Raw genomic sequence first — 24345 nt, 5'->3', positions numbered from 1 at the left:
CGTCCCTGGCCACCACATCGCTACAGTGAACTGATAAGCGGCTGAAAACCTTAACGTATGTTATGAAAATCGCGTTCGTGCCTTAATTTGCTGCTTATAAAGAAGAAAATCGCGGAAGAGGGTTAAAGTTGAAGTACGTTAAGTCGATAATAAACACATAAAAATCCAATAATATAACCATGACTTAACCGGAAGATACACAATGGCAAGCCTCTCCGAGACGAAGCAACAACGTGGCCTCAGCCTTCAAACGAAGGTGCTGATGCTGATTCTGATTCCACTGTTATTGGTGACCCTGGTCTTAGTGGCCTACAAAGCCTACGACCGGATAGGAGATACCAACGATACGCTTGCCGAGCAGCGTGAGATGCTGATCGAAGAGCGCCGCAACTCCGTACGCGACATCGTTCAGATGGCGACGACCGCCATCGCGCCTATTTATGATCGGGCGGGTGCCAATGACGCCGATGCCAAGGCGCAAGCAGCGGAAATGTTGCGGGCCATGCGCTTTGAGGGCAATAACTACATTTTCGTGTACGAGTATGACGGTACCAATATCGTCTTGCCGCACTCGCCTGATCGTCAGGGCACCAACCTCATCGATCTGCAGACGCCCGACGGCGACTATCTGATCCGCGACATGATTCAAATTGCCCAGGATGGCGGCGGCTTTTACGAGTATCCCTGGGAGTATCCCGGTACCGACGAGCCACAGCCCAAGCACTCCTATGTGGACCGCTTAGAGAAATGGGGCTGGATGCTGGGCGCTGGCGTTTACGTCACGGATGTCGATGAGGCGCTGGCGGAGCTGGAAGCGGCGGCCAATGCCGACCTGCGGGACGCGATCGTGTTTGCGACCCTGCTGGCAGCGATCCTGTTCGTCGTGGTTGCGCTGGTGACGTTTGGCGTGGTGCGCCGTATCGTCGGCCCGATCAAGCGCACGGCCGATGCCATGGGCGACATTGCCCAAGGCCGTGGCGACCTGACCCGCCGTCTCTCGGTCGAGAGCAACGACGAAGTGGGCAACTTGGCTGTGCAGTTCAACGCCTTTGTCAGCCGCATGCAGGATACTTTGCGCGACGTACGCCGCAGCACGGTCAGCGTTTATCACTCCGCTGGTGAAATCTCGCGTAGCTCCGAGGAGCTGGCTACTCGCACCGAGCAGGCGGCGGCCAATCTGCAGGAGACATCGGCCTCCATGGAGGAGATTACCTCCACCGTGAACCACAGTGCCGACAATGCCCAGCAGGCCAACAAGCTGGTGCAGTCCACCGCCGAAGTGGCCCACCAGGGCGAAGAGGCCATGGGGCAGGTGGAAAGCACCATGCGCGATATCAATGATTCCGCCACCCGCATCAGTGAAATCATTACGATGATCGATGCGATTGCTTTCCAAACCAATATTCTGGCGCTGAACGCATCGGTCGAAGCCGCCCGCGCGGGCGAACATGGTCGTGGGTTTGCGGTCGTGGCGCAGGAAGTTCGCACGCTGGCGAGCCGTTCCAGCAACGCGTCGAAAGAGATCCGCGCGCTGATCGATGCGTCCGTGCAGCATACCCACACCGGCGCGGAGCTGGTACGCAATGCGGGCGCCACCATGCGTGAAATCGTGGAAAGCGTCTCGAAGGTCACCGATGTGATCGGTGAAATCAGCGCCGGCGCCAAGGAGCAGAGCAGTGGTATTGGTCAGATCAACACCGCCGTAGCAGAAATGGACACCATGACGCAGCAGAATGCGGCCATGGTGCAAGAGTCCACCACCGCCGCGGCGGATATGCGCCGTCATGCCGAGCATCTAAACGAGCTGATCAACTCGTTTGTGCTTGGCGAGGATGGCCCGCAAACGTCATCGCGCTCATCGGCCAGCGCCGCACGGCAAGCCTTGCCTGCCAGCAGCGCCAAGCCCCAGCCAAAGCTCAAACGCCCGACGCTCTCCTCCAAACCAGCGCCTGCCAAAGGCAGCGAAGAGGACTGGGAAGAGTTTTAAGCATGACGTTGGCGCAGGTGGTTGATGACACCACCTTGCGCTATCAGCTCTCGTTGGCGAGGGCTGAGACCATGATGCAGACGTAGCTCGCCTTTACCGGGGATATGCGCTTTTAGCGTATCCCCACTTTCCAGCTGTGAATATAACTCCTCAATGACCAAGTGATCCCCTTCCTTTAGCTGTGCACGATCCTCTGCGTGTGTAAACGTTAACGGTAGCGCACCAAAGCAGATTAAATTTTGCCAGTGGATACGCGCAAAACTGTCAGCCACGACGACCTGTAAACCTAGATAACGTGGTACTAGCGCGGCATTCTCACGGCTAGACCCCTGTCCATAGTTGGCGCCACCGACAATGGCGTGTCCGCCTTGGGTACGTGTTTGCTCGGCGCGTTCGGCGTAGTGGGGATCAACGGCCTCGAAGGTAAACGGTGCAGATGCATACACACTGCTCCAGTAGGGCAGCACCCGTTGCCCAGCGGGCATGATGTCGTCGGTGGAGATATTGTTGCCTGTGACCAACAGCACGGGGATGTCGAGACGGTTAGGCAGTGAGTTGAGCTCTGGCAGTGCGGGCGTGTTGTCGGTTTTTTGCAGTGCTTTCAAACGTGCTTCTTCGAGGGGCAGCGGAGCCTTGAACATGCCCCTATCTACTTTGATGTGGGCCGGTTCGTGAATACGCGGGTAAGGCATCTCTAGGGTTCGCGGGTCGGTGATCACACCTTTCATGGCTGAGGCTGCCGCCGTTTCCGGGCTACATAGGAACACGCTATCTTCCCGCGTGCCTGAGCGTCCTGGAAAGTTGCGTGGAACGGTACGGAGGCTATTCAATCCCACGGCGGGAGCTTGGCCCATACCAATACAGCCGTTACAGCCCGCTTGGTGCAAACGGGCACCGCTGGCCACCAAGTCAGCGAGATAACCCTGCTCGATCAGCGAGGCCAACACTTGGCGTGAAGAGGGGTTGATGTCCAGTGAGACCCCATCGGCCACCTGCTTGCCCCGTACTATCTCGGCCACCACGGCAAAGTCACGAAAGCCCGGGTTGCCTGACGAACCGATGTACGCCTGATGCAGCGGCTGGCCCGCTGCTTCCCGAACAGTGACGACGTTATCGGGGCTGGAAGGCAGCGCAATCATGGGTTCTAGCTTACTGAGATCAAGCGTCTCGTGCAGGTCGTAGTGGCAGCCGGGCTCGGCGGCCAGCGCGACCCAGTCGGCTTCCCGACCCCGGGAGGCCAGAAAGCGCCGGGTCTCGTCGTCACTGGGGAAGACCGTGGCCGTTGCCCCCATTTCAGTGCCCATGTTGGCGAGCACATGGCGGTCCATGGCAGAAAGGTGCTTTAGCCCCGGCCCGTAATACTCAATCATGGTGTTTTTGCCACCTGCCACGCCGTGGCGGCGCAAAAGTTCCAGCACAACATCTTTCGCTGAGACCCAGTCAGGCAGTTGCCCTTCGAGCTTAATGCCCCAGATTTTTGGCATGGTGATATACAGCGGCTCGCCCGCCATCGCCATCGCCACTTCAATACCGCCTGCGCCAATCGCCAGCATGCCGAGCGCGCCTGCTGCTGTGGTGTGACTATCGCAACCCACAATGGATTGACCGGGCACGCCAAAGTTTTCCATATGCACCGGGTGGCTAATACCGTTGCCGGGGCCGGAGTACCACACCCCAAAGCGCTCGCAGGCGCTTTTTAAAAACAGGTAGGTTTCGGCATTTAGGTTATCGGCCTGTACAAGGCCATGGTCGATGTACTGCACGCTGGGCTCGGTGTGTACCCGGTCAAGCCCCATGGCTTCTAGCTCTAACATCACCAGCGTCCCTAACACGTCTTGCAGCAGGGCTTGGTTAATGCGCAAGGCGATTTCACTGCCAGGGGTTAGCTCGCCGCTGACCAAATGGCGCTGAATTAACTGCTGGGCAAGGTTTAACGGTGGAACAGGGGAAGAGTTAGTCATTGTTAATCACCAGATTATCGTTGTTATGGATCACACGGTTATGCAGGGATGCGGGAAACACGTTTTCAGGGAAGGGCATAACAGCGGTCCGCGCTGCCCGCTTTCACTACTTGGCCGGGCGTCTCATGGCCGATGAGATCTGGCAGAGTGGCAGAAATGTCCAGCAGCGCGGGCAGGTTTACGCCGGTGGCAACGCCCATTTGTTCGAACATATGCACTAAGTCTTCAGTGCACACATTGCCCGTGGCACCGGGGGCAAACGGGCAGCCGCCTAAGCCACCTAGCGAAGCATCAAACCGCGTAATGCCCGCTTGCCACGCCGCTAGGGCATTTGCCAAGCCCATGCCTCGGGTATTGTGGAAATGCAGCGTAAACGGCACGCCGGGAAAGCGTTCCAGCACTTGGCGGCACAGTGCCGCTACCTGGGCGGGGTTCGCAACGCCGGTGGTATCGCACAGCGTGATGCCTTCTACCCCCAGCGCCAGCTGCTGCTCAATAAGAGTGAACACGCGTGCCTGCGGCACCTGTCCTTCAAACGGGCAGCCAAAGGCGGTGGAGAGCGAGGCATTGATGAAGACACCGCTACCTCGTACCGCCTGAATAATGGCGGCAAACTGTGTCAGCGACTCCTCCGGCGTCATGCGCAGGTTTGCGCGGCCGTGGGCGTTGCTGGCCGACATCACTAGATTGATCTCATTAACGCCGCAGGCCAGCGCCCGCTCGGCACCTTTTAGGTTGGGTACCAGCACTGTGACGCCCACACCTTCGCGGCGCTGAATGGTACTCACCACATCGGCGGCGTCGCGCAGGTTGGGAATGGCTTTGGGAGAGACAAACGAGGTCGCTTCGATACGGGCAATGCCGGTGGTCGTTAACGTATCGATCAGCGCGATTTTCTGCTCCGTAGGGATAAAGCGCTCCTCGCTCTGAAAGCCATCGCGCGGGGCCACTTCGTTGATTTGTAACGTCGTCATGGGGTTCTCCACTTAAATAATACCTGCCTGACGCAGCTTGTCCCGCGTGGCGGCATCGATGCCCAGCTCCTCGAGCACGTCATCGGTGTGCGCGCCCAGCTTTGGCCCGCCTTGCCCCAGCCTGCCGGGGGTGGCGCTCAGTTTGGGCAGCACGCCCGGCACCTTGAGCGGGCGACCATCGGCGCGGGTAACGGTTTGAATCATCTCGCGGGCGAGGTAGTGGGGGTCGTTGGCAATATCGGCGGCGGTGTAGGGGTAACCTGCTGGTACGCGGGCATCATCTAAAGCGCTAAGAATATCGTCCCGGTGGCGGGTTTGGGTCCAGGCCTCAATGGCAGCGTCGATCTCACTGGCGTGTTGGCTGCGGCCATCGTTGTGGGCCATGGCGGGGTGGTTGGCTAAATCCTCCCGGCCAATCACGCCCATGAGGCGCTTGAAGATGCTGTCGCCGTTACCGGCAATCAGCACGTACTCGCCTTCGCGGGTGCGGTAAGCGTTAGAGGGCGTGATGCCCGGCAGGGCGCTGCCGCTTGGCTCTCGCACGTGGCCAGTGGCATCAAACTCCGGCAGCAGGCTCTCCATCATGGCGAACACGGATTCATACAGGGCGACATCAATCTCTTGCCCTAAGCCGCTGCGCTGGCGCTCTTGCAGGGCCAGTAGCGTGCCAATCACCGCGTAGAGTGCCGAGAGCGAATCGCCAATGCTGACCCCTACGCGCACTGAAGGCTCGCCCGCGTGGCCAGTTAAATAGCGCAGCCCACCCATGGCTTCACCAATCACCCCAAACCCTGGTTTGTTGCGATAAGGGCCGGTTTGGCCAAAGCCTGACACGTGCACCATGATCAGCTTGGGGTTAATCGCCGCCAGCGCCTCATAGCCCAGCCCCCAGTTTTCCAGAGTGCCAGGGCGGAAATTTTCGACCACCACATCGGCTTCGGCGGCCAAGCGGCGCACCACGTCTTGGCCCTCCTGGCTGCGAAGATCAAGTGTCACCGAGCGTTTCGTGCGACTTTGCACATGCCACCACAGCGACGTGCCCTCTTCGAGAATACGCCACTTGCGAAGCGGGTCACCGGTGCCGGGTGGCTCCACTTTAATCACGTCGGCTCCAAATTCGCCCAGTAGTTTGGTGGCAAACGGACCTGCAATGAGCTGGCCAAGCTCTACGACTTTAAGTCCATCGAGGGGAAGCTGGCGGGTGGTCATAATAAACGCTCCTGGTAACGCTTAGCAGCCAAGCGCGTGCTGGCGTAGCGAGTCTTGATGTCTTGTTGTCGTTTAAGCATCTGTGAGCCTGCTGTGCATCACAATTAGGCAATCAGGAACTAGGCGTTCGCCAGCGACGAACCCTACAACCGGCGACCTAGGCGGCCCATCCAATAACAACGTGGTAAACGTGATGCTGCGATTTGATTTTGTAACGCTGAGACTGTTTGTGGCGATTGCCGATGAGGGGCGTTTAACCGCCGCTGCCGAGCGTGAGCATTTGGCGCTGGCAGCGGTGAGCAAGCGAGTGAGCGATTTAGAAACACTGGTGGGCACCGAGCTTTTGTATCGGCGGCCGCGCGGCGTAGAGCTAACCCCGGCGGGCCGCGCTTTTTTGCACCATGCCCGGCGCATTCTGGAAGACGTGGCGCGGCTACAGGCGGAGCTCAGTGAGTATGGCGAAGGGGTGCGCGGGCATGTGCGCATTCACTCCAATACCTCGGCCATTATTGCGTTTTTGCCCCAGGATTTAAGCGCTTTTGCCATCGAGTACCCGCAAATCAAAATCGATTTGCAGGAGCGCACCAGCAGCGAAGCGATCACCGCTGTGCGCGATGGCGTGGCAGATATCGGCATCTTTGCCAGCCACGTTGCCGCCGATGAGTTAGAAGTACGCCCCTACCGGCGCGACCAGTTGGTATTGGTCACGCCGCAAGATCACCCGCTGGCAGTGCATGACAAGCTCTATCTGCATCAGGCAGCCGAGTACGACTTTGTCGGTTTACAGCAGGATGCTTCGCTGCAGTCACTGCTTCACGAGCAGGCAAACCAGGCGGGCCGAACCCTGCGCATGCGCATCCAAGTCCGCAGTTTCGACGCCATTTGCCGCATGATTCATTACGGTATGGGCATCGGTGTGCTGCCCCAGCGCACGCTGTACCGCGACCTTAACGACCTAAAACTACGCATGATTCCGCTCGCTGATGAGTGGGCCACCCGTGAACTGGTGATTGGAATGCGCCACTACGCGGCACTGCCCGTGGTCGCCCGCCACTTGGTCGACCACTTGCTAACCCCCTCAGGCCCAACAGGAGAGACCCCATGACAACAGGCATCGCCCACGAAATAAAAGCGCTCACCTTTGATGTGTTTGGCACGGTAGTAGACTGGCGCAGCAGCGTGATTCGCGAAGGCGAACAGCTGAACCAGGCCAAAGGGCTGAGCGTCGACTGGGCACGGTTTGCCGACGAGTGGCGGGCAGGCTATGCCCCCGCCATGAACCGGGTGCGCCAGGGGGAGCTGCCCTGGACCAGGCTGGATGACTTGCACCGGATGACCCTTGATCGGCTGCTGATTGCCTTTGATATTGCCGACCAGCTAGATGAGGGTGAAACAGCGCACCTGAACCGCGTGTGGCACCGCTTAACGCCCTGGCCTGATAGTGTGGAAGGTCTATTGCAGTTAAAACAGCGCTTTATATTAGCCACGCTCTCTAACGGTAACGTCTCGCTGCTAGTGAACATGGCGCGCCATGCCGGGCTGCCCTGGGACTGCGTGCTCTCCTCTGAGCTTGCTGGGCACTACAAGCGCGACCCGGAGGTGTACCACATGGCGGCCAATCTCCTCGACCTAAACCCCTCGCAAATCCTGATGGTGGCGGCTCATCAAGATGATTTACAGGCTGCCCACCGGGAAGGCATGCGCACCGCCTTTGTGAAGCGCCCGCTGGAGTTTGGGCCAGATGCCACGCCGGATTTAAGTATCGACCCCTGCTTTGATTTCGTTGCAGACGACTTCCTCGACTTGGCGCGGCAGCTTTCATGAAACTCGACCCGACCTCTCTCAAGCTGTTCGTGAAAGTGGCTGAGCTGGGCACCATTACCGGGGCAGCCGACGCCTCTTTTATGGCCACCTCGGCCGTGAGTAAACGCCTCAGCGAGCTGGAGGCATATTTCAATACGCCGTTGCTGAAGCGCAATAATCGAGGCATCGAACTGACGCCTGCGGGGAGTGCGCTGCTGAATCTCTCTCGAGGTGTGCTGCACAATTTAGAAGATCTCGACCTGCAAATGCGCGACTACGCCAGCGGCCAGCGGGGCATTGTGCGGGTGTTTGCCAATATGTCGGCGATTACCCAATATCTACCCCAGGAGATGCGCGCTTTTTTTGAGCTGCACCCGGATATCGGTGTGCAGCTTGAAGAGAAGGTCAGCCCGATCATTACCCGCGAAGTGATGAACAATAACGCCGACATCGGCGTGTGCGCGCAGATGCTGCACGGCTATGACCTGATCGAGTTCCCGTACCATGTGGATGACCTCGTGTTGGTGGTGCCACAGCAGCACCCGCTGGCCCAACGGGAGAAGGTGCTTTTCCGCGAGTGTTTGGACTATCCCCATGTAGGATTGCACACCGCCAGCGCGATTAACTTAGAGATTATGCGGGCGGCCAGCATGGCCAACAAAACCCTGCGGATTCGTATTCAGGTGACCAGCTACGATGCGCTGTGCTTGATGGTCCAGGCAGGGCTGGGCGTGGGGGTGCTGCCCCGTGGGGCGATTCGTCAGTACGTGGATGGCCTCAACGTGAATGTGCTGTCGATCCAAGACGACTGGGCGCGGCGCAAACTGAGTATTTATGTCAGAGATTTAGACCGTCTTTCCATGGCGGCAAGAGTGCTGGTGGAGCATTTTATTCAGGCCGCCAGCGGCGCTTCTTCACCGCCTTAAAGGGAAATCGACGGCGCTGCTTTCGCGGTTGGAGAAGGCAGGTTCATCAATGACCAATATACAGCTCTCCGGTTTGGCGTTATCACTTTAGAGACCGCTAAGCGAACTTCCCTTGCTTACTCGGTTATCGGGAGAGGTGCAGGTAAGGCCTCCCACAGCACACAACATCACAACATGCTTCCCGACGCTTTGAGGACATAACAATGATGACGCTAAAACTACGCCACGTACTTCCTGCTTCTTTGTTGGCCGTCAGCGCATTGACTGCTGCCACGTCCGCCCACGCCCAAACCGCACTCAACCTGGGCTCCGTACCCACCGGCACCGGCTGGTTTTTCGGTATTTCTGAAGGGGCACGCGTGATTAGCGCCAATACGCCCTACGAGATTACCGTGCGCGAAACGGGCGGCACCCGCGAAAACGCCATCCGCCTCAATAATGGCGAACTCGATCTAGCCTTCACCGAAGCCTTGGTGGGCTACGAGCTGTATAACGGCGAGGGTCGTTTTGCCGACATGGCCAACCCAGACGTGCGCTTGGTGTATTGGATTGCCCCCTCCACCATGCACTGGGCGGTACGTCAAGATAGCGATATTGAGACCTTCGAAGACCTAAACGGTGAACGCTTCAACCCTAGCAGCATCGGCGGTGGCGGCGAGTACATTACAGAGCAAGTGTTTGGTATTTTGGGTATCGAGCCCGACTTCCAGCGCATGCGAGTCAACGATGCCGCTGAGGGTGTGACCGATGGCCGCTTGGTCGGCTTCAGCTATAACGGCGTACCGCCTATTCCTCTGTTTACCGAAGTGCACTCTTCACGGCCCTTGCAATTGCTATCGCTGACGGACGATCAGGTGGAGACCGTCACTGCCGAATTACCGTTCCTCTCTCCCACCATCATTCCTGCCGATACTTACACCGGTATGAGCGAAGCACAATCGCTAGGCATCTATATGGGGGTGGCAACCACCACGGATCTCGATGCCGATACCGTGTACGAGTTGACGAAAGCCTACTGGGAAAACCATGACCAAGTGGCCGCCTCCTTCAAACCTGCGGGCAGTGTCGACCCGCAAACCGTGGTCGATACCGCTACCTTCCCGCTGCATGCTGGCGCACTGCGCTACTACCAGGAATTAGGGCTGGAGATCCCCGCCGACATTATTCCGCCTGAAGCGCAGTAACCCGCCCGTGCGCTCCGCCGACGCGTTTGGCGGGGCAGTTTGCTATTAGCCTGACGCGCTGCCTAGCCTCCCCTTTGTTCGGCGGCGCGGGAGTTCCCTCATGGAAACCGCAAAAGAGTCAGTTGTTGAAAAATACCAGGAGGATGCAGGCAAGCGGCAGCTTACCGGCTTCTGGTTTATGGTGGCCCGCACAGCGGCGGTGGCGATGGCTATTTTCCATCTTTATACCGCTGTGACGGGACCGGTGAACACACAAAACGCGGTGCACCTGCTATTTGCGCTGCCGTTGATCTTCCTGGCGTATCATTGCCGTGTACGGGATACCCACCGTATTCCGTGGTTCGATATCGTTCCCATCCTGTTGAGCGTCGTCATAAGCGGATATTACGTTTATCACTTTGACCGCATCATTTACCAACTGGGGTATTTGATGCCCACCACACTGGATCTCGTGTTCGGTGTGAGCGCGATTTTATTATTGCTAGAGGCCTGCCGACGGGCCATTGGCTTGGCGTTTCCCATCCTAGTACTCATTGCCTTGGCTTATGCTGCATTTGGGCAGCATTTACCCGGTGTATGGGGGCACGGCGGTTTCCGTTGGGATGACCTGGTCGCCACGTTCTATTTAGGGCCGACTGGCATTTTCGGCAGCCTCATGCGAACCTCATCGACCGTCATTGTGGTGTTCATCATGTTTGGTGCGCTGCTGGTGACCACGGGTGGTGGCGACACGTTCATGCGTCTCTCTAACGCCGCTACGGGGGGGATGGCGGGGGGCCTGCAAAAGCCGCCACGCTGTGTAGCGCCATGTTTGGCAGTATCAGTGGCAGCACGGCTGCGAACGTTGCCACCACCGGCGTGTTTACCATTCCTTTAATGAAGAAAAATGGATATAGCCCGCGGTTTGCGGCGGCGACGGAGGCTTCTGCTTCGACCGGTGGGCAAATTCTGCCGCCGATCATGGGGGCTGCGGCGTTTGTGATGGCTGACGTCATCTCCACAAGTTATCTAGATATCATCAGTGCTGCGCTGATTCCTGCGCTGCTGTTTTACCTCGCCATTTGGATGAGCGTTCATTTCGAAGCGAAGCGCCTGGGGTTGAACCCGATCCCGAAAGACCAGCGCCCGACGCTGCGTGAAGGGCTCTTCAATGTCGAAACCCTGCTGCTACCGCTGGTGGTGCTGATCACCATGCTCGTGCTGCGCTACACGCCGACCACGGCAGCCGTAGCGGCGTATTTTACCGCGATGGTGCTGTATCTGGTGTCACCGCGTAGCCAAGGCACGCTCTGGGAGCGGGTGAAATCACTACCCGCCGCGCTGGAAGCAGGGGCAATGACCGCCGCGATGATTGCGGTCATCATTGGCAGCGTGGCGATCATTGCCGCGGTGATCAGCTTGACCGGCTTGGGGCTCAAAGTCTCCTCACTCATTGTCATGGTGAGCGGCGGCGATGTGCTGGTGACGCTACTGTTGGCGATGGTGGTGGCGATTATTCTGGGAATGGGCTTACCGACCGTGGCGGCGTATATGCTGGCGGCATCGGTGGTCGCAGCAGCCTTTATCGAGGCGGGTCTGCCGAGTCTTTCTGCTCACCTGTTTATTCTTTACTTTGCGATCCTTTCGGGGGTAACGCCTCCGGTGGCACTGGCGGCCTATATCGGCGGCGCGATTGCGGGCTCCCACTGGTTCCGTACCGCACTGACAGCGACGAAAATTTCCTTGGGCGGCTTCCTGATTCCGTTTATGTTTGTCTATCATCCGCCGCTGCTCGGGCAGGGCACCACGCTGGAAATCGCCATGGCGGTGGCTTCTGGCGTGCTGGGTATCATTGCTTTGGCGGCCTCTACGATAGGCTACTTTGCTCGCCCCTGCTCCTGGGTAGAGCGCGGACTGCTGCTGTTTGCCGCGTTGATGTTGATTAACGGCCAAGCCATTACAGACGTGGTGGGCATCGCCGTGATCGTCGGGATCTTCGCCTGGCAGCGGTATTTCAGCCACGCTGCTAAAGGGGATCGCCCTTTAGCGCGCTCACCGAGCAAGGAGCCGCTTTGATGCATATTGTCATCCCCGATGATTACCAGGACTGCGTGCGTGAACTCGATGCCTTCGCCAAGCTGGCGGGGCACCACGTCACGATTTACACCGACACCGTGAGCGATGAAGACGAGTTGGTTGAACGCTTCAAAGACGCCGATGCGCTGGTGCTGATTCGTGAGCGCACGCCGATTACCGCGTCGTTGCTGGTGCGGCTGCCCAAGCTCAAGCTGATCAGCCAAACCGGCGGCGGCGCGGCGCATGTGGACATGGCCGCCTGCCGCGAGCACGGCGTGGTGGTACTGGCAGGCACTGGCTCGCCCTATGCGGCGGCCGAGCTGACCTGGGGGCTGGTGCTCTCTGCCATGCGACGCATTCCTGAAGAGGTGGAAAACCTCAAGGCAGGCCGCTGGCAGCGCACCCTGGGCACCGGCCTGAAAGGGCGCACGCTGGGCGTATTTGGCTATGGAAAAATAGGCCAGTTAGTGGCCCGCTACGGCCAAGCGTTTGAAATGAACGTACTGGTATGGGGCCGCGAAGGCACCCGTCAGCGGGCCGCAGCGGCAGGGCTAGAGGTCGCGGTTTCGCAAGAGGAGTTTTTCGAGCGCAGTGACGTGCTGAGCCTGCACCTGCGCTCAAACCCGGAAACCCGCGGCATCGTCACAGCGGCGAATTTGGCCAGCATGAAGCCCACGGCCGTGCTGGTGAATACCAGCCGCGCGCCGTTAGTGGAGGCGGGCGCGTTAGAGGCTGCGCTAAAAGCCGGGCGGCCCGGCATGGCCGCTGTGGACGTATTCGATGAAGAGCCAGTGATCGAGCATACACTGCTGGCGCTGCCCAACTTCTTGGCCACGCCGCACCTGGGCTACGTGGAGAAAGACAGCTACGAGCTCTACTTTGGCGATGCGTTCGATAACGTGCTGGCGTTTGATGCCGGCACGCCAGGGCGTAACTTGGCCGAGGCCTAAGCATCTGTAGCGACGTTGCAAGCAGGGTTGCCCAAGGGTAACCCTGCGCGCTTGGCTTATCCCGCCTGACGTTCGTCGAGCCGCTCTGCCAGTAGGCTGACGGCGCGCTTTGCCAGTGGAGTGAGGCCGTTATCGCCGTGCGCTAAGGTGGCGACTAGGCGCTGTTTCATCGAGCGCGCCCAGAACGTTTCCAGATGACGGCAGGTGGCGGCGGCAGCCGCCTCCTCATCGCGACCGCCACCCAGATTGGCGGCGATCTGATTGGTCATGTTGACCAGCTGCATTTCGTGGTTCGACGACATGGTGCGGCTCCTTAGCCGTGGGCCACCGCCGCCGTGGCGGGGCGATGATAGATCAAGTGACGGCCGGGCCGGGCAAAGCCTGCTAGAAAGAGCCCCGCCGTTTGGGCCTGCTCCACAGCCAACGAGGTGGCCGCCGAGACGGCCACCAAGGCACCGATGCCTACGCTGGCACATTTATGGACCATCTCGTAGCTGGCGCGGCTGGTGACCAGCACGAAGCCACTTGCCAAAAGCGCGTTCTCGCGCGCTAAGGTACCGATTAATTTGTCCAGAGCGTTATGGCGACCCACATCCTCGCAGGTCCACTGAATGCGGCCCTGTAAATCGCACCAAGCAGCGCCGTGACTGGCACCCGTCACGGCCTGAAGCGGTTGGTGGGTGCATAGCTCCTGCAAGGCACGCTGGATGGCGGCGTCGCTAAGCGACGGTGTCTTGACTGTCGGGATTGGGCGGATGGCCTGTTCTAGCGCCTCGGTGCCGCATAGCCCGCAGCCGGTCCGCCCGGTCAGGCTACGGCGCCGCTGCTTGAGCTCGGCCATTCGCTGGTTGGCGATGGTGAGGTGAATGGACAGGCCACCCGGGGCTTCGTGAACTTCCAGGTCGTAGCACTCATCGACGCTGTGCAGAATGCCTTCGGTAAGGCTGAAGCCTAGCGCGAACGCCTCCAAATCCGTTGGGCTAGCCATCATCACCGCGTGAGAGATCCCGTTGTAGACCAGCGCGACCGGCTGCTCCAGTGCTAGGCCATCTTCGTGAGTGTCGGCATGCCAGCCGTTACTGCCACGGCGCTCCTCCACCGGAAGACGCATGAGCGCTGCCTCGGCCGAGGTGCGTTGGGTATGCTCTGCGCTCATGGCGCCTCCTGGTGCGCCTTGGACAAATGATCGCGCTGGGCCTGATCGAAGGCGTTGAAGCGCTGCTGCCAGGCGGAGGGCTGGCTGACTTTTTCGATTTGCACGGCGGTGACCTTGTATTCGGGGCAGTTGGTGGCCCAATCCGAGTTGTCCGTGGTGATCACGTTCGCCCCGCTACCGGGATGGTGGAAGGTCGTATAGACGACCCCGGGCTGCATGCGTTCGCTGAGTCGGGCGCGTAGCACCGTTTGCCCAGAGCGGCTAGTAATACCCAGCCAGTCGCCGTCACGCACGCCGCGTACCTCGGCATCAGACGGATGTAGCTCCAGCACGTCCTCGTTGTGCCAGTACTGATTGTCGGTGCGCCGTGTCTGGGCGCCCACGTTGTACTGGCTGAGAATGCGGCCGGTGGTCAACAGCAGCGGGAAGCGGCGGTTGGTGCGCTCTTCCGTCGCCACGTACTCGGTGATCGCAAAACGGCCCAGGCCAATGGGAAACTCGTGCTCGTGCAGGGTCGGCATACCCAGCGGATAGTCGGCGTTGCAAGGCCACTGCAGGCTGCCGTACTCCTCCAGCTTGGCATAGCTAACGCCCGCGAAACTCGGGGTGAGCTGCGCGATTTCGTCCATAATCTCGGACGGGTGCGTGTAGTGCATCGGGTAGCCCAGGGCATTGGCCAACGCCTGGGTGACTTGCCAGTCTTCCTTACCGGCCACGGCGGGCATCACTTTGCGCACTCTGTTGATGCGCCGTTCGGCGTTGGTGAAGGTGCCATTTTTCTCCAAAAAGCTTGATCCCGGCAGCAGTACGTGGGCGAACTTGGCCGTCTCGTTGAGGAAAATGTCCTGCACGATCAGACAGTCCAGCGACGAGAGCGCTGCCTCGACGTGCTGCGTATTGGGGTCGGACTGGGCGATGTCCTCTCCCTGCACGTAGAGCGCCTTGAAGCTCCCTTCGATGGCGGCATCGAACATGTTAGGAATCCTCAGCCCCGGTTCGTCGTCGAGTGTCACGCCCCACACGTCTTCGAAGCGGCCGCGTGCAATGGGGTCGGCGACATGCTGGTAGCCCGGCAGCTCATGCGGGAAGGAGCCCATGTCGCAGGAGCCCTGGACGTTATTCTGGCCGCGCAGCGGGTTCACGCCCACGCCTTCACGGCCGATGTTGCCGGTGGCCATGGCGAGGTTGGCGATGCCCATCACCATGGTCGAGCCCTGGCTGTGCTCAGTAACGCCGAGGCCGTAGTAGATGGCGCCGTTGTTGGCAGTGGCGTAGGTGCGTGCCGCTTGTCGCACGGCCTCGGCGGGCACGCCGGTGATGCTTTCGCTGGCTTCCGGCGAGTGGCGCGGGTCTTCGATGAAGGCGCGCCAGCTTTGGTACGCCTCGCTATCGCAGCGCCGAGCCACGAACGCGGTGTCTTCGAGTCCTTCGCTGATCACCACGTGGGCCAGGGCGTTGATCAGCGCGACGTTGGTGCCTGGGCGCAGCGGCAGGTGCTGCGCCTCGCCCATGTGCGGGGTTTTCAAGAGGTCGATATGGCGCGGGTCGGCGACGATCAGCTTGGCGCCCTGGCGCAAGCGTTTACGCATTTGTGAGGCAAACACCGGGTGGGCGTCGGTGGGGTTGGCGCCGATCACGATGATTGCGTCGGCCTGCATCACCGAGTCGAAGGTTTGCGTACCCGCAGACTCGCCTAGTGTGGTCTTCAGGCCGTAGCCGGTAGGCGAGTGGCACACCCGAGCACAGGTGTCGGTGTTGTTGTTGCCAAACGCCGCGCGGATCAGTTTCTGAACCAGATAGGTCTCTTCGTTGGTGCAGCGGGAAGAGGTGATGCCTCCGATGCTTTCGCGACCGTAGCGCGCCTGGGTCTCCTTCAGGCGGCGGGCGGCAAAGCCGATGGCCTCCTCCCAGGAGACGCTGCGCCAAGGCTGGTCGATGCTGTCACGGATCATAGGCTCGCGGATGCGATCCTTGTGGGTAGCGTAGCCGAAGGCGAAGCGCCCTTTGACACAGGAGTGGCCGTGATTGGCGTCGCCTCCTTTATAAGGGACCATGCGTATCAGCTTGTCGCCCTTCATCTGGGCCTCGAAGGAGCATCCCACGCCGCAGTAAGCGCAAGTGGTGACCACGCTTCTGTCCGGCACGCCCTGGTCGATCACGCTCTTCTCCATCAGTGTGGCGGTGGGACAGGCCTGCACGCAGGCGCCACAGGAGACGCAGTCCGAATCCATGAAGGCATCGTTTTGACCCGCCGAGACCTTCGAGTCGAAGCCCCGGCCGTCGATGGTCAGCGCGAAGGTGCCCTGCACTTCGTCACAAGCGCGCACACAGCGTGAGCAGACGATGCACTTGCTGGGATCGAAGGTGAAATAAGGGTTGGACTCGTCCTTGACGGCCTCCAGGTGGTTCTCGCCGCTGAAGCCGTAACGCACCTCGCGCAGACCGACGCTACCCGCCATGTCTTGCAGCTCGCAGTCACCGTTGGCCGGACAGGTCAGGCAGTCCAGGGGGTGGTCGGAGATGTAGAGCTCCATCACGTTGCGGCGCAGTTTGGCGAGTCGTGCGTTTTGGGTGGTCACCTTCATTCCCTCCACCACCGGCGTGGTGCAGGAGGCGGGCAGGCCGCGGCGCCCTTCGATTTCGACGGCGCACAGGCGGCAAGAGCCGAACGCCTCGAGGCTATCGGTGGCGCAGAGCTTGGGAATACTGATATCGGCCAGGGCGGCGGCGCGCAGTACGGAGGTGCCTTCCGGCACGCTGAGCGTGATACCGTCGATCTCGATGTTGACGCTGGCCTTGCCGGCGGCTGGCGCGGGCGTGCCGTAGTCTTTCTTGAAATAGTCGCGGCTGACATCGACGCTGTTGGCCTGATGGCGGGGATCGAAATGTTGGATCATGATGGCTCTCCATTCGCCGGGCGCTGAAAGTCGCCGGGGAAGTGTTTCAACGCGCTCTGTACCGGAAAGGGTGTCATGCCGCCCATGGCGCAGAGCGAGCCGTCCACCATCGTGTCGCACAGATCCCTGAGCAGAACGAGGTTGGCCTCCCGGTTGTCGTTGGCGCGAATGCGGTCGATTACCTCTACGCCGCGGGTCGAGCCAATGCGACAGGGGGTACATTTGCCACACGACTCCACCTTGCAGAACTCCATTGAGAAGCGCGCCTGCTCGGCCATATCGACGCTGTCATCGAACATCACTACGCCGCCGTGACCGATGCCTGCGCCTACCTCAGCGAAGGTCTCGTAATCCAGCGGCATGTCCCATTGGCTCTCGGGCAGGTAAGCGCACAGCGGCCCGCCTACCTGGACGGCGCGCAACGGCTTACCGGAGAGCGTGCCGCCACCAAATTCCTCCATCAGCGTGCGCAAGGTGGTGCCGAAGGCCAGCTCCACCAGTCCGCCGCGCTTGACGTTGCCCGCTAGCTGTAGCGCCAGGGTACCTTTCGAGCGGCCCATACCGTAATCCGCGTAGGCGCTGCCCCCTTCGGCAAGAATGAACGGCACGGCCGCCAGTGAGAGCACGTTATTGACTACGGTGGGGCGGCCAAAAAGCCCCTCGATGGCGGGCAGCGGCGGCTTGAAGCGCACTAGGCCACGCTTGCCCTCCAGGCTTTCGAGCAGCGAGGTTTCCTCGCCGCAGATATAGGCACCGGCCCCCAGGCGGACTTCCAGGTGGAAGGTGTGGCCGCTGTGGCGAATGTCGTCACCCAGGAAGCCCGCCCGTTCGGCGCGGGCGATGGCCTCGTCGAGCACTTGTTTCGCCAGCGGGTACTCCGAGCGCAGGTAGATATAGCCTTGGGTGGCACCCACGGCGAGCCCGGCGATGGTCATGCCTTCGATGAGCATGTAGGGGTCGCATTCCATGGCCAGTCGGTCGGCGAAGGTGCCGGAGTCGCCTTCGTCGGCGTTACAGACGATGTACTTCTGGTCGGCGGGGGCATCCAGTACCGTCTGCCACTTGATGCCGGTGGGGAACGCCGCGCCGCCGCGCCCGCGTAGCCCGGAGGCCTTCACTTCATCGACGATGGCCTGAGGGGTCAGCGTTAGCGCGGCCTCCAAACCGGTGAAACCGCGGTGGGCTTGATAGTCGTCGATGGAGAGCGGGTCGATGACGCCGATACGGGCAAAGGTGAGGCGCTGCTGGTGTGCCAAATACTCGATCTCGTCGGTGCGTCCTAGCGCCAGTGGGTGGTTGACGCAGCCTTCCAAAAGGCCGCTATCGAGCAGTTCTGGGACGTCACTGGGCGTGACCGGCCCGTAGGCAAAACGCCCTTTGGGGGTCTCGACCTCAATCATGGGCTCTAGCCAGAACAGTCCTCGTGAGCCGTTGCGTACCAGCGTAATGCCTTCATGCCGAGCGGCAGTGTCGCGCTCCAGGCGTCGCGCAATGGTGTCGGCACCTAGTGACAGCGCGGTGGTTTCACGGGGAACGAACACGCGCACGCTCATGACATCATCTCCAGGGGCTGGGTCTGCAGCTCGTCCAACAGCGTATCGAAAGCGTCAGGTGTGATGCGGCCACGTATCTCGTCGTTCACGCGTAGCGAAGGGCCACAGGCGCAGTTACCCAGGCAGTAAACGGCTTCCAGGGTGATGTCACGATCTGGGGTGGTTTGGTGGTAATCGATTCCCAAGCGGGACTTCACGTGAGCTTCAAGTGCTCGGCCACCCACCGCTTGGCACGCTTCGGCGCGGCAAACCTGTAACACGTGGCGGCCTGGCGGCGTGGTTCGAAAATGGTGGTAGAACGTGATGACCCCGTGTACCTCGGCGCGAGTTGTGTTTAGCGACTCGGCGATGAGGGGAATGGCATCTGAGGGTACGAAACCAAAGCGATCCTGCAGTGCATGGAGGATCGGCAGCAGCGCGCCAGGTTTGTGTTTGAGCGAGTCGATCTCGGCTTGTATCGACGACAGCGACCATTCTGGAGACCCGTTCATTATGTCTCTCCCCGGTGCAAATTGTTTATTATAAATATGCACGTATGTGCCTATTCTGGATGAGGCTGTCATCAGCGTGCATCACGGTTAATTTCACGCTAGCATCAAGTTCACAACTAAAAAATATGAAAATTTGTGCCTATGAAGAAAATCTCAGTTATTCCTAGCTGGTGCTTTCGAGACGAAGCAGGAAATCAGCTCGACTCACAGCTTCTTCGCCTGCTGGGTGCCGTATATCGATGGGGTAAGTTAACCCAGGCCGCCGAGGAGGTAGGTGTCTCATACCGGCATGCATGGAACTTATTGCGCCAGGGTGATGATTTTTTTGGTGTGCCGCTTGTGGAGCTTCAGCGAGGCCGCGGTGCCAAGTTATCGGTGCTAGGCGAACAGCTCCTGTGGGCCGAGCAGCGCGCGGTAGCCCGCTTAGGGCCGCAGCTAGAAAGCCTTGGTTCGGAGCTCAATCTCACCATTCAACGGCTTTGCCAGGGGACATCGTCGGTGCTGCGGCTGCACGCTAGCCATGGCTTTGCAGTAGAGCTGTTACCAACGCATCTGAAGGACCTTCCGCTGGATTTACAGTACTGCAGCCCGCATGAGTCGCTGGCCGCGCTCGAAAGAGGGGCGTGTGACGTTGCAGGGTTTCATCTGCCGCGTGGATCAGTCGGTGAGCGTGTGCGGGCTACGTATGACGGTTTACTCAAGCCCCAGCAGCATCGAGTGATCGGCTTTATCTCCCGCACTCAAGGGCTGATAGTGGGTCGCGGCAACCCGCTGGGAATCGACGCGATCACCTCATTGAATGCGAGGGGCATTCGGTTTGTGAACCGCCAGCTCTCGTCAGGCACGCGCTCGCTGCTAGACTGCCTATTGGAAGAGGCGCGAGTGCCCAGTCATCAGATTCGTGGCTTTGACATAGAGGAGTATACCCACTCCGCCGTTGCCGCTTACGTGGCGGCTGGCATGGCGGACGTCGGTTTTGGTGTGGAGGCTGCCGCCCAAAAATTTGGACTCGACTTCATCCCGCTGGCCACCGAGGATTACCTGCTCGCTTGCCATCATCGCTCCTTGAAAGAGCCCCGCGTCCAGCGCTTTTTGAAGACGCTGCGCGGCGCCTCTTTTCGAGAAGCGGTCAGCAAGCTGCCGGGGTATGCCCCTAACCGGTGTGGCGAGGTGAGGTCGGTAGACGAAGTGCTCGACGCCATCGGCCATCGTTAGTGGATGAAGTGAGCAGCGTTTGAAAAAACCATGACAGCCAATGAATACCGAGGGCGCATGCGAGACCGATTCTCTAGCACGTTGAAGAGTAAGAATTTGCCCTACATGACGCCAGACGATGGGCGCGAAACACTCCATGGCACACGCCGCGTCGCATTCGTTCTGCTAGAGCACTTCTCGATGATGGCGTTTACCGGCGCGGTAGATGCGCTGGTGACCACGAATCTGATGAAGGCCACCACGCTGTACGACGTGGTGGTGGTCGGCGGTGAAGCGGGCGCCACAGTATCCGATTTGGGTATCGAGGTGGCCACTGACATATCGCTCGATGCTTTCGATAGCGCCTCGCCGTCGGTCGATGTGTTGATCGTTTGCGGGGGGCTTCGCGTACAGCCGAAAATGACGCCGCTGTTGCGCAGCCGATTGAGAAGTGCTGATGCGCAGGGCGTCGTGCTGGGCGGGCTTTGGAACGGTGCCTACTTTCTTGCGGAGGCGGGGCTACTGAGCGGTTATCAGTGTGCTTATCACCCGGATGGCCGGGCGATGATGACCGAGCAGTTTTGGGATGTCTCCGTGACCAGCCGTAGCTTCATCGTGGATCGCAATCGGCTGAGCTGTGCAGGTGCCAGCAGCTCGCTGAGTATGATGCTCGAGGTGGTGCGCGCCGACTGTGGCAACGCCGTGGTTGCGGCAGTGGAAGAGATGCTGAGTTGCGACAAGGGTCTCGATTCGCCGGATGTCTCGACCCTCAACGTCGACCAGAATCCGACTTTACCTGAAAAGCTCAAGGTCTCCTTGCAGCTCATGAAAAACAATATCGAAGAACCGCTGACGATTGCCGAAATCGCCAACTGGGTCAACATTTCACGACGTCAGTTAGAGCGCATGTTTTGCACGTATGTCGATGCAAGCCCCTCGCGTTACTATATGGAGCTTCGCTTAACCCGCGCACGCCAGTTGCTGCAGCAAACCAACAAGCCCGTGGCCGAAGTAGCGGTTGCCACGGGCTTCGTGAGTATCTCCCATTTTCGCAGCTGCTTTTATCAACTGTTCGACGTCACGCCTGGCCAGTTTCGGAAGTCGTGCCAAGCCAGCGGCTACGCGCAGTAATCCGCTCGTCAGCGCGAAGATTGGCCTCAGCTCGACCAGCCCAGCAGTATGGGCATGTAAACCACCAGCAGCAGCACGCCAATCAGCCCTAGTAGGTAAGGGATAATGGCGCGGGTAATCCGCTCTAGCGGCAGTTGGGTAACGGACGACGCCACGTACAAGTTGATGGCGACGGGTGGGGTAATCATGCCAATCGATAGCCCCACCACAATGATCAGCCCGAAGTGGATCGGGTCGATGCCCAACTGTAGCACCAGCGGCAGCAGCACCGGGGTCAGAATGATCAAGGCGCTGGCCGTTTCGATAAACACCCCGGTCAGCAGGATCACCGCCACCACCAGCAGCATAATCACGTAAGGGTTGGTGGAGAGCGACAGCACCGCCTGGGCAATCGCGCCGGGCACCTGCCAGCTAGAGAGCGTCCAGCTCAGCACCGCTGACATAGCAATCACCAGCATAATCACCGCCGTGGTCATCGCCGAGCGAATCAGCAGCTTATACACTTGGGGCAGGGTTAGGTCCCGATACACAAACAGCGACACCAGCAGCGCGTAGTTCACCGCCACCACGGCGGCTTCCGACGGCGTGAAAATCCCCGAGAAGATCCCCCCCAGAATAATCACCGGCGTCATCAGCCCCCAGCTGGCCGCTTTTAACGTGCGCCAAATAGTGGCCAGTGAGAGCGGCGTACCTTTCGGGTACTTGCGTTTATACGCCTGGGTAATTGCAATGGCCATGAGTGCTATACCCATCGCCAGCCCCGGCAAAAAGCCGTTCAAGAACAGCGACGACACCGACTGCTGGGCAATGACCGCGTAGATAATCATCGGCACCGACGGGGGAATCACCACGCCAATGGTACCGCTAGCGGCAATTAAGCTAGCCGCTGAGGCGGGGTCGTAGCCTTTGCGCTTAAGCTCCGGCACTAGGCTTGAACCCACCGCCGCCGTGGTGGCCGCGCCGGAGCCGGAAATAGCCGCAAAGAACATGCCCGCCATCACCGACACCACCGACAGCCCGCCGCGCATAAAGCCCACCAGCGAATCGGCAAAGCTCACCAGCCGCTCGCTGACTTTGCCCTGGGCCATTAAATCCCCGGCCAGGATAAACATCGGAATAGCCACCAAGGCAAAGGAGTTAATGCCCTGGAACATCTGCTGGGTGACCACCATCAGCGGCACGCCGGATTGATACAGCGCGTACAGCGAGCTGGCCCCAATCGCGAAGGCAATCGGCACGCCCAGCAGCATAAACAGGAAGAACAGCCCAAAGAGTACCAGCGTCATAGCGGCTCCTCCTGGTCGGCGGCGGTGGGTTCACCGTTCACCAGTACCTCGATCATATCCACCAGGGCGTACCACGCCATGATGCCCGCCGCGAGCGGAATCACTGCGTACACATAGGTCATCGAGAGTCGCAGCGAGGCGGATTTCTGGAAGCTCTGTACCTGCATATAGCGGTAGCCAATCACCACCAGCGTGATCATGAACGCCACCACAATCGCCAGCGCCGCAAGCCTGGCCAGCTTACGCAGCGGCAGCGGTAGGGCATCCACCGCAAAAGTAACCGCGATATGCCGCCCGCGCTGAAACGCCAGCGTGCCCGCTAAAAAGGTGATCCACACCAGCAGAAACCGCGCGACCTCTTCGGTCCAGCCTACGGCGCTGAACAGCACCCGCGAGACGATCTGTAGCGTGATTACGCCAATTAAAGCCGCCATGCCCGCAAACACCACGGGCTGGATGATGGCATCCAGCCCGCGTTCAATGCGTTGCAGCAGCGTCAAAAGAGGCTGTGCAAACGACATCACTGTTGCAGCGCCTCCTGGATACGCGGCAGGTAGTCACCAAACTGCTCGCCGTACTTCTCGTATACCGGCGCAACGGCGGCTTGGAAGGCTTCCATATCGGGGGTGTCGTTAATTTCCATGCCTGCTTCGCGCAGTGCTGCCAGCTGCTCGGCTTCCATATCTGCGTTCACCTGGCGCTCATGCTCGGCAGCTTCCTGGGCGGCTTCTTCCAATACCGCTTGGGCGGCTTCGGGCAGCTGGTTCCAGGCGGGCATGCCCATCACAAAAATGGCCGGGGCGTAGGTGTGGCGAGAGAGCGTCATGTAGGTCTGGGTTTCATCCAGTTTGAACGAGTGAATCACGTTCACCGGGTTTTCCTGGCCGTCGATGGTGCCCTGCTGCATAGCGGTGAGCGCTTCGGTCCAGGCCATGGGAATCGCGTTGGCACCCAGCTCGCGGAAGGTATCGGTGTACACCGGGTTTTCCATCACGCGGATGCGCAGGCCATCCAGGTCTTCTGGGGAGTTCACCGCCCGCTCGCTGTTTGTCAGGTTACGGAAACCGCGCTCGGCGTAAGCCAAGCCTTTCAGGTTCACGTCTGCCAGCTTATCTAACAGCTCCTGGCCGATGGGGCCATCCAACACGCTATAAGCGGCTTCCGGGGAGGGGAAAAGGAACGGCAGTTCAAACACCGCCATCTCTTCGACAAAGTTGGCTACCGGCCCGTTGGTAATCACGCCCATATCCACGGTGCCGATCTGCATGCCTTCCAGCAGCGTGCGCTCATCGCCCAGCGAGGCGTTAGGGAAGATCTCGATATTCACTTTGCCATCGGTGCGCTCTTCCACCAGCTCTTCAAACTTGGTGGCGGCAATATGGAAGCCATCCTGCTCGTTCACCACGTGGGCTAAACGCAGCGTGACGGGGTTCATATCCGCAAAATCGTTGGCGTTCGCGGCGCTAACCAACGCCAGTGAGATGCCCAGTGCCAGCGTACTACGTGCAAATGTTTTCATTTATTATGTTCCCAATATGACCAAGGGGGGTAAGAGGTGCAAAAGTGCCTCCAGAGCATGCACCACCGC

At 59.7% G+C, this 24345-nt stretch carries 19 protein-coding genes and 1 pseudogene; 9 read left to right on the top strand and 11 right to left on the bottom strand.

Annotated elements, in window-relative coordinates; all coding sequences use genetic code 11:
- Positions 1-262 precede the first annotated feature (262 nt).
- A complete protein-coding gene (locus CTT34_RS16930; protein WP_390620244.1) occupies positions 263-1987 on the top strand; it encodes a methyl-accepting chemotaxis protein in 1725 nt (574 codons plus the stop codon).
- Here CTT34_RS16930 and CTT34_RS16925 read toward each other — a convergent pair.
- The 3 genes from CTT34_RS16925 to CTT34_RS16915 all read right to left on the bottom strand — a co-directional run bounded on the left by CTT34_RS16925 (position 1984) and on the right by CTT34_RS16915 (position 6131).
- Entirely contained in the window at positions 1984-3948 is a 1965-nt protein-coding gene (locus tag CTT34_RS16925) for an aconitate hydratase (RefSeq protein ID WP_159343458.1), read from the bottom strand. The genes CTT34_RS16930 and CTT34_RS16925 overlap by 4 nt on opposite strands.
- Before the next feature lie 65 nt (positions 3949-4013).
- Positions 4014-4922, bottom strand: coding sequence for a hydroxymethylglutaryl-CoA lyase (locus CTT34_RS16920; protein WP_159343457.1), 909 nt, complete (start codon positions 4920-4922; stop codon positions 4014-4016).
- A gap of 12 nt (positions 4923-4934) precedes the next feature.
- A complete protein-coding gene (locus tag CTT34_RS16915; RefSeq protein ID WP_159343456.1) occupies positions 4935-6131 on the bottom strand; it encodes a CaiB/BaiF CoA transferase family protein in 1197 nt (398 codons plus the stop codon).
- Positions 6132-6324: 193 nt separating this feature from the next.
- Between CTT34_RS16915 and CTT34_RS16910 the strand changes: the two genes are divergently transcribed.
- The 6 genes and pseudogenes from CTT34_RS16910 to CTT34_RS16885 all read left to right on the top strand — a co-directional run bounded on the left by CTT34_RS16910 (position 6325) and on the right by CTT34_RS16885 (position 13049).
- Entirely contained in the window at positions 6325-7236 is a 912-nt protein-coding gene (locus tag CTT34_RS16910; RefSeq protein ID WP_159343455.1) for a LysR family transcriptional regulator, read from the top strand.
- A complete protein-coding gene (locus CTT34_RS16905) occupies positions 7233-7955 on the top strand; it encodes a haloacid dehalogenase type II (protein WP_159343454.1) in 723 nt (240 codons plus the stop codon). Before CTT34_RS16910 ends, CTT34_RS16905 begins: the two co-directional genes overlap by 4 nt.
- Positions 7952-8860, top strand: a complete 909-nt coding sequence (locus tag CTT34_RS16900; protein ID WP_159343453.1) for a LysR family transcriptional regulator — start codon at positions 7952-7954, stop codon at positions 8858-8860. Before CTT34_RS16905 ends, CTT34_RS16900 begins: the two co-directional genes overlap by 4 nt.
- A 203-nt stretch (positions 8861-9063) precedes the next feature.
- Positions 9064-10044, top strand: coding sequence for a TAXI family TRAP transporter solute-binding subunit (locus CTT34_RS16895; RefSeq protein ID WP_159343452.1), 981 nt, complete (start codon positions 9064-9066; stop codon positions 10042-10044).
- 100 nt (positions 10045-10144) lie between these two features.
- Positions 10145-12099: pseudogene (locus CTT34_RS18655) on the top strand (TRAP transporter permease).
- Positions 12099-13049, top strand: coding sequence for a D-2-hydroxyacid dehydrogenase family protein (locus tag CTT34_RS16885; protein WP_159343451.1), 951 nt, complete (start codon positions 12099-12101; stop codon positions 13047-13049). The pseudogene CTT34_RS18655 and the gene CTT34_RS16885 overlap by 1 nt, the downstream one beginning before the upstream one ends.
- Positions 13050-13105: 56 nt before the next feature.
- Here CTT34_RS16885 and CTT34_RS16880 read toward each other — a convergent pair whose 3' ends face one another.
- From CTT34_RS16880 to CTT34_RS16860, 5 genes are read right to left on the bottom strand one after another with little or no spacing between them, the layout of a single operon-like run.
- Positions 13106-13351 (bottom strand): formate dehydrogenase subunit delta, encoded by a 246-nt coding sequence (locus tag CTT34_RS16880; RefSeq protein WP_159343450.1) that lies wholly within the window; start codon positions 13349-13351, stop codon positions 13106-13108.
- A gap of 11 nt (positions 13352-13362) precedes the next feature.
- Entirely contained in the window at positions 13363-14205 is an 843-nt protein-coding gene (fdhD, locus tag CTT34_RS16875; RefSeq protein ID WP_159343449.1) for a formate dehydrogenase accessory sulfurtransferase FdhD, read from the bottom strand.
- Positions 14202-17102, bottom strand: a complete 2901-nt coding sequence (fdhF, locus tag CTT34_RS16870; RefSeq protein ID WP_159343448.1) for a formate dehydrogenase subunit alpha — start codon at positions 17100-17102, stop codon at positions 14202-14204. Before fdhF ends, fdhD begins: the two co-directional genes overlap by 4 nt.
- On the bottom strand, positions 17099-18655 hold the full coding sequence (locus CTT34_RS16865; protein ID WP_159343447.1) for a formate dehydrogenase beta subunit: 1557 nt from the start codon (positions 18653-18655) through the stop codon (positions 17099-17101). Before CTT34_RS16865 ends, fdhF begins: the two co-directional genes overlap by 4 nt.
- Positions 18652-19146, bottom strand: coding sequence for a formate dehydrogenase subunit gamma (locus CTT34_RS16860; RefSeq protein ID WP_159343446.1), 495 nt, complete (start codon positions 19144-19146; stop codon positions 18652-18654). The genes CTT34_RS16865 and CTT34_RS16860 overlap by 4 nt, the downstream gene beginning before the upstream one ends.
- Positions 19147-19287: 141 nt before the next feature.
- Here CTT34_RS16860 and CTT34_RS16855 point away from each other — a divergent pair, with 141 nt between their 5' ends.
- Positions 19288-20361, top strand: coding sequence for a substrate-binding domain-containing protein (locus CTT34_RS16855; RefSeq protein WP_159343445.1), 1074 nt, complete (start codon positions 19288-19290; stop codon positions 20359-20361).
- Between the two features lie 30 nt (positions 20362-20391).
- Entirely contained in the window at positions 20392-21471 is a 1080-nt protein-coding gene (locus tag CTT34_RS16850; protein WP_254436416.1) for a GlxA family transcriptional regulator, read from the top strand.
- A 26-nt stretch (positions 21472-21497) separates the two neighbouring features.
- Here the strand turns inward: CTT34_RS16850 and CTT34_RS16845 are convergent, their stop codons facing one another.
- Genes CTT34_RS16845 through CTT34_RS16835 form a run of 3 tightly spaced genes read right to left on the bottom strand, consistent with a single transcriptional unit; the run spans position 21498 to position 24276 of the window.
- Positions 21498-22757, bottom strand: coding sequence for a TRAP transporter large permease (locus CTT34_RS16845; RefSeq protein WP_159343444.1), 1260 nt, complete (start codon positions 22755-22757; stop codon positions 21498-21500).
- Positions 22754-23278, bottom strand: coding sequence for a TRAP transporter small permease (locus tag CTT34_RS16840; RefSeq protein WP_159343850.1), 525 nt, complete (start codon positions 23276-23278; stop codon positions 22754-22756). Before CTT34_RS16840 ends, CTT34_RS16845 begins: the two co-directional genes overlap by 4 nt.
- Complete coding sequence (locus CTT34_RS16835; RefSeq protein ID WP_159343443.1) at positions 23278-24276, bottom strand: TRAP transporter substrate-binding protein; 999 nt, start codon at positions 24274-24276, stop codon at positions 23278-23280. The genes CTT34_RS16840 and CTT34_RS16835 overlap by 1 nt, the downstream gene beginning before the upstream one ends.
- Positions 24277-24345: the final 69 nt, after the last annotated feature.

Origin of the sequence: Halomonas meridiana, assembly GCF_009846525.1 — a bacterium.
Classification (GTDB): domain Bacteria; phylum Pseudomonadota; class Gammaproteobacteria; order Pseudomonadales; family Halomonadaceae; genus Vreelandella.
The sequence above is the reverse complement of the archived record's forward strand: the minus strand, read 5'-3'. Positions and strand labels throughout refer to the sequence as shown.